The 14,010-nt window shown below is 65.8% G+C and carries 10 protein-coding genes and 4 pseudogenes; 3 read left to right on the top strand and 11 right to left on the bottom strand.

Annotation, left to right across the window (positions count from 1 at the left end):
- Positions 1-65: 65 nt before the first annotated feature.
- The 6 genes and pseudogenes from QP181_RS00335 to QP181_RS00310 form a co-directional block, all read right to left on the bottom strand.
- A complete protein-coding gene (locus QP181_RS00335; protein ID WP_333927199.1) occupies positions 66-1,061 on the bottom strand; it encodes a vitamin B12 dependent-methionine synthase activation domain-containing protein in 996 nt (331 codons plus the stop codon).
- Between the two features lie 286 nt (positions 1,062-1,347).
- A pseudogene (locus QP181_RS00330) lies at positions 1,348-1,563 on the bottom strand (cobalamin-dependent protein); the annotation flags it as partial.
- The gene (locus tag QP181_RS00325; RefSeq protein WP_333927197.1) at positions 1,535-2,776 is read right to left on the bottom strand and encodes a dihydropteroate synthase; all 1,242 of its coding nucleotides are present in this window, start codon (positions 2,774-2,776) and stop codon (positions 1,535-1,537) included. The pseudogene QP181_RS00330 and the gene QP181_RS00325, both read right to left, overlap by 29 nt.
- A 141-nt stretch (positions 2,777-2,917) precedes the next feature.
- Positions 2,918-3,976 (bottom strand): homocysteine S-methyltransferase family protein, encoded by a 1,059-nt coding sequence (locus tag QP181_RS00320; RefSeq protein ID WP_132739389.1) that lies wholly within the window; start codon positions 3,974-3,976, stop codon positions 2,918-2,920.
- A 112-nt stretch (positions 3,977-4,088) separates the two neighbouring features.
- Positions 4,089-5,033 (bottom strand): methylenetetrahydrofolate reductase, encoded by a 945-nt coding sequence (gene metF / locus QP181_RS00315; protein ID WP_333927196.1) that lies wholly within the window; start codon positions 5,031-5,033, stop codon positions 4,089-4,091.
- Positions 5,030-5,983 carry an ArsR/SmtB family transcription factor gene (locus QP181_RS00310; protein WP_333927195.1) on the bottom strand — a complete coding sequence of 318 codons (954 nt, stop codon included), beginning with the start codon at positions 5,981-5,983 and terminating at the stop codon, positions 5,030-5,032. The genes metF and QP181_RS00310 overlap by 4 nt, the downstream gene beginning before the upstream one ends.
- Positions 5,984-6,176: 193 nt before the next feature.
- On the opposite strand from QP181_RS00310, the gene QP181_RS00305 reads away from it, so the two are divergent.
- From QP181_RS00305 to QP181_RS00295, 3 genes and pseudogenes are all read left to right on the top strand, one after another.
- On the top strand, positions 6,177-6,548 hold the full coding sequence (locus QP181_RS00305; RefSeq protein WP_333927194.1) for a hypothetical protein: 372 nt from the start codon (positions 6,177-6,179) through the stop codon (positions 6,546-6,548).
- 114 nt (positions 6,549-6,662) lie between these two features.
- The gene (locus QP181_RS00300; RefSeq protein WP_333927193.1) at positions 6,663-6,881 is read left to right on the top strand and encodes a hypothetical protein; all 219 of its coding nucleotides are present in this window, start codon (positions 6,663-6,665) and stop codon (positions 6,879-6,881) included.
- Positions 6,878-7,824, top strand: a pseudogene (locus QP181_RS00295) (aldo/keto reductase). Before QP181_RS00300 ends, QP181_RS00295 begins: the two are co-directional and overlap by 4 nt.
- A gap of 154 nt (positions 7,825-7,978) precedes the next feature.
- On the opposite strand, the gene QP181_RS00290 reads toward QP181_RS00295, so the two are convergent.
- The 5 genes and pseudogenes from QP181_RS00290 to QP181_RS00270 all read right to left on the bottom strand — a co-directional run bounded on the left by QP181_RS00290 (position 7,979) and on the right by QP181_RS00270 (position 13,931).
- Positions 7,979-8,293: a hypothetical protein gene (locus tag QP181_RS00290; protein WP_333927192.1), complete on the bottom strand. Its 315-nt coding sequence runs from the start codon at positions 8,291-8,293 to the stop codon at positions 7,979-7,981.
- Positions 8,294-8,341: 48 nt separating this feature from the next.
- Complete coding sequence (locus QP181_RS00285) at positions 8,342-9,544, bottom strand: prolyl oligopeptidase family serine peptidase (RefSeq protein ID WP_333929519.1); 1,203 nt, start codon at positions 9,542-9,544, stop codon at positions 8,342-8,344.
- Positions 9,545-9,650: 106 nt separating this feature from the next.
- Positions 9,651-10,430 (bottom strand): annotated as a pseudogene (locus tag QP181_RS00280) (S9 family peptidase); the annotation flags it as partial.
- A gap of 14 nt (positions 10,431-10,444) precedes the next feature.
- Positions 10,445-12,518, bottom strand: a pseudogene (locus tag QP181_RS00275) (prolyl oligopeptidase family serine peptidase).
- A 42-nt stretch (positions 12,519-12,560) separates the two neighbouring features.
- Positions 12,561-13,931, bottom strand: coding sequence for a cytochrome P450 (locus QP181_RS00270; RefSeq protein ID WP_333927191.1), 1,371 nt, complete (start codon positions 13,929-13,931; stop codon positions 12,561-12,563).
- Positions 13,932-14,010: the final 79 nt, after the last annotated feature.

The following is a 14,010-nucleotide window of genomic DNA, read 5'->3' as shown; positions in this document are numbered from 1 at the left end:
TCTCCGCATGTCGACCCATAATAAGCGCGGGCTCGCGGCGGTTGTTCCGCGCGCGAGCCCGGACCTTAGTCGAGGTTAGGACGAAGCCAGCGTTCGGCGGTCTTGAGGTCCGCGCCACGGCGTGCGGCATAGTCTTCGAGCTGGTCGCGGCCGACGCGGGCGACGCCGAAATACTCGGCCTGCGGGTGGCCGAAATAGAAGCCGGAGACGGCGGCGGTCGGGAACATCGCGAAGCTCTCGGTCAGTTCGAGCCCGGTCGCGGTCGGGGCGTCGAGCAGGTCGAACAGGATCGGCTTGAGGCTGTGATCCGGGCAGGCGGGATAGCCGGGTGCGGGGCGGATGCCGCGATACTGTTCCTTGATCATCGCGTCGTTGGTGAGTTGTTCGTCGGGCGCGTAGCCCCAAAGATCGGTGCGGACGTGCTTGTGGAGGCGTTCGGCGAAGGCTTCGGCGAAGCGGTCGGCGAGCGCTTTCAAGAGGATGTCGTTGTAATCGTCGTTGTCCGCCTTGAAGCGGGCGATGTGATCGTCGATCCCGTGGATGCCGACCGCGAAGCCGCCGAACCAGTCGTCCTGCGTGTCGACGAAATCGGCGAGACACATGTTGGCGCGGCCTTCCCGCTTGGCGATCTGCTGGCGGAGCATGGGGAGCCTTACGTCTTCCCCCCGCCCGCTTGCGGGAGGGGGTTGGGGGTGGGCTCGCGCCATCCTCGGGCGTGCCGGGGGAGGTGAGCGCGTGCCCACCCCCGGCCCCTCCCGCTTGCGGGAGGGGGAAGCAGTGACGACCACGTCATCCCCCACGCGGCGTGCCGGCCACAGCCCTGCGACGCCGCGTGGGGTCAGCCACTTCTCCGCGACGATCGTATCGAGCATCGCCTGTGCATCCGCATAGAGCGAACTCGCGCTCTCGCCGACGACCTCGTCGGTCAGGATCGCCGGGAAATTCCCCGCCAGCTCCCACGCACGGAAGAACGGCGTCCAGTCGATATAGTCGCGCAGGTCGGACAGGTCCCAATCCGCAAACACATGCACGCCCGGCTTCACCGGCGCAGGCGGCTTCATCGCGAAATCCGCCACGAACGCGCGCGCGGGCGGTTTCCAGCGGCAGCAACTCGCTCTGCCCCTTGTTCGCGCGCGAGATCCGCACCGCTTCGTATTCGTCCGCGGTCTTCGTTACGAACTCGTCGCGGATCGTGTCCGACACCAAGGTCGACGCCACACCCACCGCGCGGCTCGCGTCGAGCACATGCACCACCGGGCCATCATACGCCGGCGCGATCCTGAGCGCGGTATGCACCTTCGACGTCGTCGCACCGCCGATCAGCAGCGGCATCGTCATGCCCGCGCGCTTCATCTCCTCGGCGACCGTCACCATCTCGTCAAGCGACGGCGTGATCAGCCCCGACAGCCCGATCATGTCCGCATCGTTCTCGTTCGCGGCCTCGAGGATCTTCGACCACGGCACCATCACGCCCAGATCGACCACATCGAAGCCGTTGCACTGCAACACCACGCCGACGATGTTCTTGCCGATATCATGCACGTCGCCCTTGACGGTCGCCATGATGATCTTGCCCTTGCCGCGCGCCGGGCTCCTTGGCCGCCTCGATATACGGCAGCAGATGCGCGACCGCCTTCTTCATCACGCGCGCCGACTTCACGACCTGCGGCAGGAACATCTTGCCCGATCCGAACAGGTCGCCGACGACGTTCATGCCGTCCATCAGCGGACCTTCGATGACCTCGATCGGGCGGCCGCCATTGGTCTCGATGATCTGCCGCGCTTCCTCGGTATCCTCGACGACGTGGAGGTCGATGCCCTTGACCAGCGCATATTCGAGCCGCTTGTTGACACCCAGCGAGCGCCATTCCGCCGCCGCCTTCTCGGCGACCACGTCAGTGCCGCGATAGCGTTCGGCGAGCGCGACCAGCCGATCGCCAGCCTCGGGATCGGTGTTGAGCACGACGTCCTCGACCGCCTTGCGCAGTTCGGGATCGATGTCGTCATAGATGTCGAGCTGGCCGGCGTTGACGATCGCCATGTCCATGCCCGCGGGGATCGCGTAATACAGGAAGACGCTGTGCATCGCCCGGCGCACCGGTTCGTTGCCGCGGAACGAGAAGCTGAAGTTCGACAGCCCGCCCGAGATATGGACGTGCGGGCAGCGCGCCTTGATCTCCTTGCACGCCTCGATGAAGTCGACGCCGTAGTTGTTGTGCTCCTCAATTCCCGTCGCGACCGCGAAGACGTTGGGATCGAAGATGATGTCCTCGGGCGGGAAGCCGATCCCGACGAGCAGCTTGTACGCGCGCTCGCAGATCTCGACTTTCCGGTCCTTGGTGTCCGCCTGGCCGACCTCGTCGAACGCCATCACGACCACCGCCGCACCGTACGCCATGCACTTGCGGGCCTGCGCCAGGAACTGCTCTTCGCCCTCCTTCATGCTGATCGAATTGACGATCGGCTTGCCGCTGACGCACTTCAGGCCTGCCTCGATCACGCTCCATTTCGAACTGTCGACCATGAACGGGATGCGCGCGATGTCGGGTTCGGCGGCGATCAGTTTCAGGAACGTCGTCATGGCGTGATGCGCGTCGAGCAGCCCCTCGTCCATGTTGACGTCGAGCACCTGCGCGCCGCTCTCGACCTGCTGGCGCGCGACCTCGACCGCGGCGGGATAATCGCCCGCCATGATCAGCTTCTTGAAGCGCGCCGAGCCGGTGACGTTGGTGCGTTCGCCGATGTTGACGAAGGAAGAGGAGGAAGTCGTGGTCATCGGTTTTCCAATTCCTCCCCGGTACGGGGAGGGGGACCGCTCGCAGAGCGGTGGAGGGGCTCTCCACGAACGTTACGCTTGGTGGAGAGCCCCTCCACCACGCCTTTCAGGCGCGGTCCCCCTCCCCGTGCCGGGGAGGATTTACGCCGCCATCGTGAACGGTTCTAGGCCGGCGAGTTTGGTCCGCACTTCAGGCCGCGCAACCGCACGCGGTTCGAGCCCGCGCACGCCGTCGGCCATCGCCTTGATATGCGCCGGCGTCGAGCCACAGCAGCCGCCGAGCACGTTGACCTGTTTCGCCACCGCCCACTCGCCAACCAGCCCCGCCGTCGTCTCCGGCTGCTCGTCATATTCGCCGAGTTCGTTCGGGAGCCCCGCGTTCGGATAGACCATGATCAGCGTATCCGCGATCGCGCTCAACGTCTTCACATGCGGCCGCAGCTGCTCCGCGCCGAACGAGCAGTTCAGCCCGATCGTGATCGGCTTGGCATGCCGCACCGCATGCCAGAACGCTTCGACCGTATGCCCCGACAGGTTGCGCCCCGAGAGATCGGTCAACGTCATCGACATCATGATCGGCACGTCACGCCCGAGCGCGTCGCCCGCCTCGATCGCCGCCATGATCCCGGCCTTGGCGTTGAGCGTATCGAACACCGTCTCGATCAGGATGAAGTCGACACCGACCCCCTCGCCGCCTTCGAGCAGCGCGTCGATCTGTTCGCGGTACACGCCCTTCAGATAATCGAAGTCGATCTCGCGAAAGCCGGGATCGTTGACGTCGGGCGACAGCGACAGCGTCTTGTTGGTCGGCCCGATCGCGCCGGCGACGAAGCGCGGACGGCCGTCCTTGGCCTCGTATTCGTTGGCGAGCGCGCGAGCGATCCTGGCGGACTCGACGTTGATCTCGCGCACCAGATGCTCTGCGCCGTAGTCGGCCTGCGAGATGACGTTTGCGCTGAACGTGTTGGTCGAGACGATGTCAGACCCCGCCTCGAGATATTCGCGCGTGATCGTTTCGGGGACGTCCGGCTTGGTGATCGCCAGGATGTCGTTGTTGCCCTTCTGGTCGTGCGACAAGCCGAGCGACCCTGCGTAAGCCGCCTCGTCGAGCTTCCAGTTCTGGATCTCGGTGCCGAACGCGCCGTCGGTGATCAGGATGCGCTTGGCGGCTTCCGCGTTGAAACGTTCACGTGGTGTCATCGTCAATCTCCTCCCCTCCCGCTGGCGGGAGGGGTCGGGGAGGGAAGTGCCGCAAACGAGACGGTCGGGTTGGGCCAGCCCCTCCCTAACCCTCCCGCAGGCGGGAGGGGAATTACGCCGCGGCGACCTTGTCGACCGGCTTCGCACGCACGCCGAGCATGTGGCAGATCGCATACGCCAGCTCCGCGCGGTTGAGCGTGTAGAAGTGGAAGTCCTTCACACCCCCTGCATAAAGCCGCCGGCACATCTCGGCCGCGATCGTCGCCGCCACCAGCTGCCGTGCCGAGGGATGATCGTCGAGCCCTTCGAACAACCGGTCCATCCACGCCGGGATCTCGGCCCCACACAGCCCCGCGAATTTCCGCGTCTGCGCGACGTTCGAGACCGGCAGAATTCCCGGAAGGATCTGCGCAGTGATCCCGGCGGCTGCGACCCGGTCGCGGAACCGGAAATACGCTTCTGGCGAGAAGAAGAACTGCGTAATCGCCCGGGTCGCACCGGCATCGATCTTGCGCTTCAGATTGTCGATGTCGGCGTCGTGACCGCCCGATTCCGGATGGCATTCGGGATACGCCGCGACCGAGATCTCGAACGGATGCAGCTTCCGCAACCCAGCAACCAAAGCCGCCGCGTTCTCATATCCGCCCGGATGCGCCTGATACGGCTGGCCCAAGGTGGGCATGTCGCCACGCAGCGCGACGATGTGCCGCACGCCCGCCGCCCAATATTCCTCGGCCACTTGGTCGATCTCGGCCCTAGTCGCCTCGACGCAGGTCAGATGCGCGGCGGCGTTCATCGACGTCTCGCGCTGGATCCGCGCCACCGTCGCATGCGTCCGCTCGCGCGTGGACCCGCCCGCGCCATACGTCACCGACACGAAATCGGGCGCGAGCGGCTCCAGCGTCCGAATCGCCTCCCAGAGCTGCGTCTCCATTTTCTCGCTCTTCGGAGGGAAGAACTCGAAGCTTAAGCCGACATCACCCGCGAGGTCCGCGAACAGCGGTTCTTCGAGCGCGCGGCGCGCTTCTGCCAGTTGGGGGATCGAAATGTTCGTCATGCCGCCTTCACCTCACGCAAGCTCGCGCCGATCTTTCGACCGAGCCATAATTTCACCGTCAACTCACCGCCCTCGAGCGTCTCCACGCGCGCCGTCTGCAAGCCCGCCGCGTCGAACCACGCCGCCATCTGCTCGTCCGCAAAGCCGAGACGCGTATGCGCATCGCGCACCCGCAGCTCCTCGCGGTCGTGGCTCGCGAAGTCGGCGATCAGCAACCGGCCGCCCGGCGCCAACACGCGCGCCGCTTCGCTCACTGCAGCCCCGGGCTGTTGCGCGAAATGGAGCACGTGATGCAGGATCGCGACGTCCGCCGCCGCATCGGCCATCGGCAACGCGTACAAATCAGCCTGACGCAGTTCGGCGTGCGTCATGTCGTGCAGCTTGGCGCGCGCCAGCCGCAGCATCTCCGAACTGCGATCGATCCCGAGCGCGACCGTAGCCTGCCCGCCGAACAGCTCGAGCATCCGCCCGGTGCCCGTACCGATATCGATCAGCGTCCCCACCGGAGCGTCACCGAGCACCGCGGACATTGCCGCCTCGACCTCGCTATCGGCGACATGCAACGACCGGATCGCGTCCCACTCGTCGGCATGCCCCTCGAACCACGCCGCTGCCGATGCCGCCCGATCCGCGCGCACCGCCGCGAGCCGCGCCGCGTCCGCCACTGCCCAATGATCCGGCTCGGTCTTCGCCCAGGTATCGAGCGCGCCTGCAACCGGCTCGACCACGTCCGGCGCCCCGAGCGCGACGAACACCCAGCTGCCCTCCTTGCGACGTTCCGCAAGCCCGGCATCGCACAGGATCTTCACATGCCGCGAGACGCGCGGTTGGCTCTGCCCAAGTACCTGCGCGAGTTCGCCGACCGACAGCTCCATTCGCCGCAACAGCGCAAGGATCCGCAACCGGGTCGCGTCCGCCAGTGCACGGAAGATTTCGAGCGCCATCGTCATGAAAGTTCATATAAAGATTTCTTTATATGAGGTCAACGCAGGCGTGCGCATCTTCCATTTCCGCCATAGGTCTCTGCGACTTATCGCATCGCGCGCGATCGTGACGGATCGGAAACGCTTTCTCCGCGTTCGATTGCGCTATGGGCTGGGGATTCCCCGGTCCACAAGACGACATCCACGGGAGTAGATACCTATGAAGAAGTTCCTCATCCCCGCCCTGGCGCTCACCGCCGGTCTCGCCGCTTGCAGCAACAACGCGCAGGACCAGACCGCACAGGCCGCCAACGCGATCGCCGCAGACGCCAGCGCCACCACCGCCAACGCGGTCGACGACGTCAGCGCAGCCAGCGATCGCGCGCTGGGTTCGGCAGAGCGCTCGCTCGACAACGCCGGTGCGAAGCTCGACAACGCCACCGACAATCTCGATGTGAAGGCCGATCGCGCCGGTGACCGGATCGAAGCCGGCGCAGACCGCGCAGGTGCGTCGATCGCCAACGGTGCCGACCGCGCCGCCGACGCCACCGGCAACGCGCTGACCCGCGCCGGCAACGCGATCAAGGACTAAGCCTTGCCAAGGCGCCCCCACCTCCCCGTCATCCCAGCGAACGCTGGGATCTTCCGGTTCGGGTCACGACGACCGGCACGGAGAGATACCAGCTTTCGCTGGCATGACGGTGTGATGGTGGGGGCGCTGTTCGCTATTTCTTCGTTGGCAGCCTGCTCACCGGCCAGCGAATCCGGCGCCGTCACCGCCGACGAAGCGCATCAGTTGAACGAAGCCGCCGCGATGCTCGATGCCAACAGCGTCGATCTGAACGCGGTCGCCGCCGCTCCTGGCGATACAGAACTACCCTCGAATCCCGAACTATCCTCGAATCAAAGCGATCAGACTCGATGACCCTTCGCCGCCTCGGCTCGACCGATCTCAGGATCGCCCCCTCGTCCTCGGCGGCAACGTGTTCGGCTGGACCGCCGACCGCGCCGCGAGCTTTGCGGTGCTCGACGCGTTCGTCGCCGGCGGCGGTACGATGATCGATACCGCGGACGTCTATTCGGCGTGGGTCGACGGTCACAAGGGCGGCGAGTCCGAGGCGATGATCGGCGAATGGCTGAAGGCCAGCGGCAAGCGCGACGACGTGCTGATCGCGACCAAGGTCGGCATGCTCCCAGGCGAAGGTGGCGAAAAGCTTGCCCCCGCGCGCATTGCCGCGGCCGCCGAAGCCTCGCTCAAGCGCCTCGGCACCGATCGCATCGATCTGTATTACGCACACCAGGACGACGACTCGCAAACGCAGGAAGCCGTCCTCGAAGCGTTCGGTAAGCTGGTCGATGCGGGGAAAGTCCGCGTCATCGGTGCTTCGAACTTCCACGCCGCCCGCCTCAAGTCCGCTGTCGAGGCCGCGAAGACGTCCGACCTGCCGCGATATCACGTGCTCCAGCCCGAATATAACCTCGTCAGCCGGACCAAGTTCGAAGGTGAATTGCAGGATTACTGCGTCACCGAGAATATCGGCGTGCTGCCCTATTACGGTCTCGCCTCGGGCTTCCTGACCGGCAAATACCGTACCAAGGACGATCTCGGCCAGAGCGTTCGCGGTGGGCGGATGGCCGAACTGCTCGAGGGCAAGGGCAAGGCCGTTCTCGACGCGATGGATGCGGTGGTCGAGGCCACGGGTGCCACCCATGCACAGGTCGCACTCGCCTGGCTGATCGCACAGCCCGGCGTGACGGCACCGATCGCCAGCGCCACCAGCGTGAAGCAGGTCGAGGACCTGCTCCCCGCGATGACGCTGGAACTGACCAAGAACCAGTTGGACTCCCTGACCGAAGCCGGCGCCTGACCCAACGACCCCCCGCAAGGGGGAGGTGGCTGGTACTTGCCAGACGGAGGGGGAGGATAGGGTCGCCGAGGTTGCGTGTTCCGCCCCCTCCGTCACCTTCGGTGCCACCTTCCCCCTTGCGGGGGAGGATCGATAGTCTAGCACCCAGCCCTCGTTACGATCCCCAAGGACTCGCCGTCTTCGGCACCGAAACACCCGGCGTCTTCGCGGAAGCGCCATCCAACCCGGCCAGCGGCAACGCATCTGCCGCATTTCCGCTCGCGACCGGCACCGACACCAGAATCGCGATATCCGCCGCCGCCTCGGGATCGGTCAGCCGATGGACGATGTCGCGCACCGTCGCCACCTCCCAACCATCGTCATACGCGATCGCGAGCTTGTGACCGACCGCCGGCAGCGCATCGAACTCGTAATCCTCCTGCCGATCCGCCGCAGCCCAGCTCGCGCCCATGAAAATCCGAACCAGCATCCGCGCACCTTCTCGTTTCGATCCGGCACCGCTCCGAGTGCCGGGCCGTTATTTAGCCAGCCCAAGTTGTTGCAGCATGAACGCCTGCCACTCGGAATTCTGGCGATAGCGTTCGAAGCGGCCGGACTTGCCGCCATGCCCCGCCTCCATGTTGACGCGGAACAGCAGCGGGTTGGAGTCGGTCTTCAGTTCGCGGAGCTTTGCGACCCATTTGGTCGGTTCGTAATATTGCACCTGGCTGTCCCATAGCCCGGTGCCGACATAGAGCGCCGGATAGGCCTTCGCCTTGACGTTGTCGTACGGCGAGTAGCTCAGCATGTAGTCGTACGACGCCTTCTGCGCGGGGTTGCCCCATTCGTCATACTCGAACGTCGTCAGCGGGATCGATGCGTCGAGCATCGTCGTGACGACATCAACGAACGGCACCTGCGCGATGATGAGCTTGTAATCCTGCGGCGCCATGTTCGCGACGCCGCCCATCAACAGCCCGCCCGCACTGCCGCCCATCGCCGCGACGCGGTCCTTGGCGGCGTATTTCTGCGCGACGAGATACCGGGTGACGTCGATGAAGTCGGTGAAGCTGTTCTTCTTGTTGAGCAGGTGCCCGTCGTCATACCAGCCGCGCCCCATCTCCTGCCCGCCGCGGATATGCGCGATCGCATACACCACGCCGCGATCGAGCAGCCCGATCCGGCCCGGATCGACGCCCGGATCGCTCGATATCCCGTAGCTGCCATAGGCGTATTGGAAGAGCGGCGCGGTGCCGTCTCGCTTCGTGCCCTTGGCATAGACCAGCGACACCGGCACGCGCGTGCCGTCCCGCGCCGGTGCCCATACTCGCTCCGTGACGTATTTCGCTGGATCGTAGCCCGGCACCGGGGCGACCTTCAGCACGCGGCGCTCGCCGGTTTTCGCGTTGACCTCATACGTGGTGGTAGGCGTGACGAGCGAGCCGTAGGTGTAGCGGACCCAAGGCGTTGCGATTTCCTCGTTGACGTCGAGCGACATGCGATAGGCGGGCTCGTCGGCAGTGACCGCAGTCGACTTGCCGGCGTCGTTCAGCACGCGGATCATCCGGTTGCCGCCCTCGCGCTGGTCGATCGCGACGAACCCGTCGAACGGCTTGAAGCTCTCGATGAAGACGGTGTCGCTGGCGGGAGTCAGGTCGCGCCACGCCGCCGTGCCCTTGGCCAGATCGGCGTCGGCGACAGTCACGAGCTTGTAGTTCTTCGCGTCCCTGTTGGTGCGGATGATCCAGCGGTTGCCGATGTGATCCGACCTGTAGCGGAACTCGCGCGCGCGGCGCGACGATCGTGAAATTCGTCGGGGCGGCGGCTGGGGCGCAGCGCTGCTCGTCGCTGACCGTGCTGCTCACGCCGATGCAGACGAACTTGTCGTCGGACGTGCGCGAGACGTCGATCGAGAAGGTGTCGTCCTTCTCCTCGTACAACAGCCGATCGCTGGCGACCGGCGAGCCGAGGACGTGCGCCTTCACGCGGTAGCCACGCAGCGTCACCGGGTCCTTTTCGACGTAGAGCAAGGTCTTGTTGTCGTCCGCCCAGACGACGTTGGGTTCGATGTTCGAAACGGAGTCGGCGATCGTCGCGCCGGTCGCGAGGTTCTTCACCTTGAGCACATATTGGCGACGGCCGACGGTGTCCTCGGCCCAGGCGACGCGGGCGTTGTCGGGGCTCACCGCCCAGTCGCTGAGCGCGAAGAAGCTGTGGCCCTTCGCCATCGCCGGCTCGTCGAACAGTGTTTCGGCGGGCGCGGTGCGGCTGCCCTTGCGGCGTTCCAGGATCGGATAATCCGCGCCGGTCTGGAACCGCGATCCGTAATAATAGCCGTTCTTCGCATAGGGGACCGAGCTGTCGTCCTGCTTGATATGCGATACGGTCTCTTCGTAGAGCTTGGCCTGGAGCGGCTTCAGCGACGCGAGTTGCGCATCCGCATAGGCGTTCTCCGCGGCGAGATAGGCGAGCATCTCGGGGTTCTTCCGCGTGTCGTCGCGCAGCCAGTAATAATCGTCCTCGCGCGCGCCATTGGGCGACGTCACCTGGAACGGCTTCTTCGCAACGCGCAGGGGCTGGACCTGCGCGACCGCCGCGGTCGAGACCAGCGCCACGCCGGCAAGCATCATGTACCGTATCGTCATTGTGCTGCTCCCTGTGCCGGTGCTGTTGCGACTGCCGGCTTCCGGTATCGATCGAACCAGGCGATGATCGCCGACGCCTTGGCTGCGGATTGCGACGGGCGCGCGGCAAGGCCACCGTGGCTCGCGCCTGGCACCTTCACCAGCGCGGTCGGCACGCCGCGGATCTGGAGCGCCGCATAATATTGCTCGGACTCGCTCACCGGGGTCCGGTAATCGTCGCCCCCGACCACCACCAGCGTCGGCGTCTTCACGTTGCCGACGATGCTCAGCGGCGAGCGGTTCCAATAGCTCATCGGATCCTCCCACGGCAGCTTAATGAACCAGTAGCGCGAGGTGAACAGCGTGTTGTCCATCGTCAGCGCCTCGCTGATCCAATTGATCACCGGCTTCTGCGTCGCAGCGGCCTTGAACCGGTCGGTCTTGCCGACGATCCACGCGGTCAGCAGCCCGCCGCCGGATCCGCCGGTCACGAACAGATTGTCGGGATCGGCAGTGCCCTCCGCGATCGCCGCATCGACCGAGGCGATCAGGTCGTCGTAATCGGCCGCCGGATAGGTCTTGTCGATCAGGTTGGCGAACTCGGCGCCATAGGAGGTCGAACCGCGCGGGTTGGTCCAAAGCACTGCATAGCCGGCGGCGGCGTAGAGTTGCATGTCGGTCGCGAAACCGGGGCCGTAGGCAGCGTTCGGACCGCCGTGGATCTCGAGGATCAGCGGCACGCGCTGCCCTGCCACGCGGCCCGGTGGCGTTGCGAGCCATGCGTCGATCGGGCGACCATCGGGCGCAATCACCGCGATCTTCCGCACCGGCGCGAGCGCCTTCGATCCGGTCAGCACCGCGTTGAGCGTCGTCAGCCGGCGCGGCTTGCCGCCCGCCAGCACCCAGACGTCCGCGGGCGTGCTCGCATCGCCGCCGGTATAGGCGATCGTGCCGCCCTTCGAGACCGAGAACTCGCCGCCGGTATAGGGCCGGTCGAGACCGCCGCCCGCGACATTGTCGATCAACGGCGTGACGCGACCGTCGACACCGATGCGCGCAACACGGCGCTGGCCGTGGTCGTCATAGCTTGCATACAGGCTGCGGCCATCGGCGGACCACACCGCGTCGTCGATCGCGCGGTCGAGCGTGGCGGTCAGCGAGCGCGGCGAGGCGGCGTCGCGGTCGCCGACATAGAGCTGCGTGTTCTCATAGCTGCGGCGTTTGTCGTCGAAGCCGAGCCACGCGATCTTCGCGCCGTCCGGCGACACCCGCGGCTGCGCATCGGGACCGTCGCGCGTCGTCAGCGTTCGCATCGTGCCGCTCGTCGCATCGACCGCGATCACGTCGGAGTTCATCACCTGGCGATCGGCCGCCGGCCCCCGGATTGCGGCGAAGACGATGCTGCGGCCGTCTGGCATCCACGACAGCGGGCCGCCATCGTCGAACTTGCCGTACGTCAGTTGGCGCGCCGCGCCGCCGTCGGCACCGACCACGAAGAGGTGATCATAGCCCGGCTTCACATAGCCCGGCCCGTCGTTGCGGTAGTTGACGCGGTCAATGATCGTCAGCGGCTCGGCCCATTTCGCGCCCTCGGGCTTGGGCGGCTGCGTGCCGAGCTTGGTCCCCTCGCCCGCTACCGTCGCGATATAGGCGAGCTTGGTCCCGTCCGGCGACCAGGCGAGCGCTTGCGGATCGCCCGGGAAGCTTGTCACGCGCGCTTTGCGCACCGCCGACCCAGCGGACGAACAGCTGCGACCCCTCGCCGTCGCGCGCGGCATAGGCGATCCTTGCCCCGTCGGGCGACCAGCGCGGGCTGCTGCCGTCGGTGGCGAACGGCGTCTGGCGGCCGCTCGCGACGTCGATCAGCCAGAGCGACGATTGCATCTTGTCGGTCATCACGTCGCCGGTGCGGCGGACATAGACGATCGTCTTGCCGTCCGGGCTGATCTGCGGATCAGCCGCGATCGTCAGACCGAACAGGTCGCTGCCGGTGAAGCTGCGGGTCGGGCCATCGGCGACCGGCGCGACTGGCTGTTGCTGGGCAAGGGCCGGCGTCGCCGCGAGCAGGAGGAGAGCAAGGGTCAAGCGCAACGAACGGCTCCTTCGAATGAACCGCGCGAAGATGACACACTATTACGAGGTGGCAAGCGGTACGAACGTCACCGGCAAACCATCCTTCGGGCGTGGGATCGGGAAGACCTGCCACGCATCGCCGCTGCCCGCCGCCGCCTCGATCCGGTAGCGCGTGAGCAGATGCGCGATCAGCAGCCGCATCTGCATCGTCGCGAAATGCAGCCCGATGCACATGTGTGCGCCGCCGCCGAACGGCACCCACGCGAACCGGTGGCGGCCCTTCGACGCTTTGGGCGTGAAGCGGAGCGGGTCGAACTTGTCGGGATCGGGCCAATGCTCGGCCATCCGGTGGGTATAGGTGATACCGGTGTTCACGCTCGTGCCCGCCGGGATATCGAACCCGCCGAAGCTGAAATCCTTCAGCGCGCGCCGCGGGATCGACGGGACGGGCGGCATCATCCGCAGCGATTCCTTGAACGCGTATTCGGTGAGGACGAGGCGATCTAGTTGCTCGGTCAGCGGCACATCCGGATCGAGCGCGACGACCTCTTCGCGTAGCCGCTCCTGCCATTCCGGGTTGCGCGCGAGCAGCATGACCAGGCTGGTCGCGGACGAGGTGATCGTGTCGTGCGCCGCCATCATCAGGAAATTCATGTGGTCGGCGATCGCCAGCGCGGTCAGCGGCGCACCGTCGTCATCGGTCGCGCGGCAGAATTGTGAGAAGAAGTCCTGGCCATCGCCGGTCCGCCGTGCGGGTATTTCGCGCTCGAAAAAGTCGACCAAATACGCGCGGGCACGCACGCCTTTGCGCATCTGCGTGCCGGGCCAAGGCTTGCGGATCGGAGAGACGCTCGCCTGGACCTCGTCGACGAAAGCCTGGTTGATCCGGTCTGCCTCCGCGCCAAGCGGCACGCCGAGGAAACTGGTCGCGGCGAGATCGAGCGTGAGCTTCTTGACCGCGTCATAGAAGCGCAAGGTCTGCCCGGCCCAGCCGCCGACCGCGGCCTCGATCCCGGCATCGAGTTCGGTCGCGTAATGCCGCATCGGCTCCGGTTTGAAGGCGACCGACAACGTCTTCCGATCAGCGCGATGCTTGTCGAAGTCCATCAGCATCAGACCGCGCGGGAACAGCAGGTTGAGCACCGGTCCCCAGCCCTGTTCGGACGAGAAAATCTTGTCGCGATCGAACAGCACCAGTTCGTTCGCGTCGGGCCCGAGCAGGTTCACGCCGGTGCCACCAAGCGCACGATTGCGATACACCGGGCCGTACCGCGCCGCCATGTCTTCCGAGAACGCGATCGGATCGGCGAGCAACTTGAAGGTGTTGCCGACGAATGGCAGGCCGTAATTGCCTGGGATGTGATCGAGCGCGCCCTTTCGCTGACGCGGGAGCCAGTGCGGGCTGGCGTTCTGCAACATGGCGTGGCTCATCGGCGGATCCTCAGCGACATGCCGGCTTGGCAAGCCCAGGATACGGGCATAACTAATGTTCTGCAACCGGGACACGAAT

This window comes from Sphingomonas sp. LR55 (genome assembly GCF_036856015.1).
Classification (GTDB): Bacteria; Pseudomonadota; Alphaproteobacteria; order Sphingomonadales; family Sphingomonadaceae; genus Sphingomonas.
This window is presented reverse-complemented; position numbering and strand designations above follow the sequence as displayed.

Coding starts and splice junctions, on each gene's coding strand:
- metF (WP_333927196.1), bottom strand. CDS start 5,033: ATGACGAACATTTCGATCCCCCAACTGGCAGAAGCGCGCCGCGCGCTC.
- QP181_RS00305 (WP_333927194.1), top strand. CDS start 6,177: ATGAAGAAGTTCCTCATCCCCGCCCTGGCGCTCACCGCCGGTCTCGCC.
- QP181_RS00335 (WP_333927199.1), bottom strand. CDS start 1,061: ATGAAGCCGCCTGCGCCGGTGAAGCCGGGCGTGCATGTGTTTGCGGAT.
- QP181_RS00310 (WP_333927195.1), bottom strand. CDS start 5,983: ATGACGATGGCGCTCGAAATCTTCCGTGCACTGGCGGACGCGACCCGG.
- QP181_RS00270 (WP_333927191.1), bottom strand. CDS start 13,931: ATGAGCCACGCCATGTTGCAGAACGCCAGCCCGCACTGGCTCCCGCGT.
- QP181_RS00320 (WP_132739389.1), bottom strand. CDS start 3,976: ATGACACCACGTGAACGTTTCAACGCGGAAGCCGCCAAGCGCATCCTG.
- QP181_RS00290 (WP_333927192.1), bottom strand. CDS start 8,293: ATGCTGGTTCGGATTTTCATGGGCGCGAGCTGGGCTGCGGCGGATCGG.
- QP181_RS00325 (WP_333927197.1), bottom strand. CDS start 2,776: ATGACCACGACTTCCTCCTCTTCCTTCGTCAACATCGGCGAACGCACC.
- QP181_RS00300 (WP_333927193.1), top strand. CDS start 6,663: ATGGTGGGGGCGCTGTTCGCTATTTCTTCGTTGGCAGCCTGCTCACCG.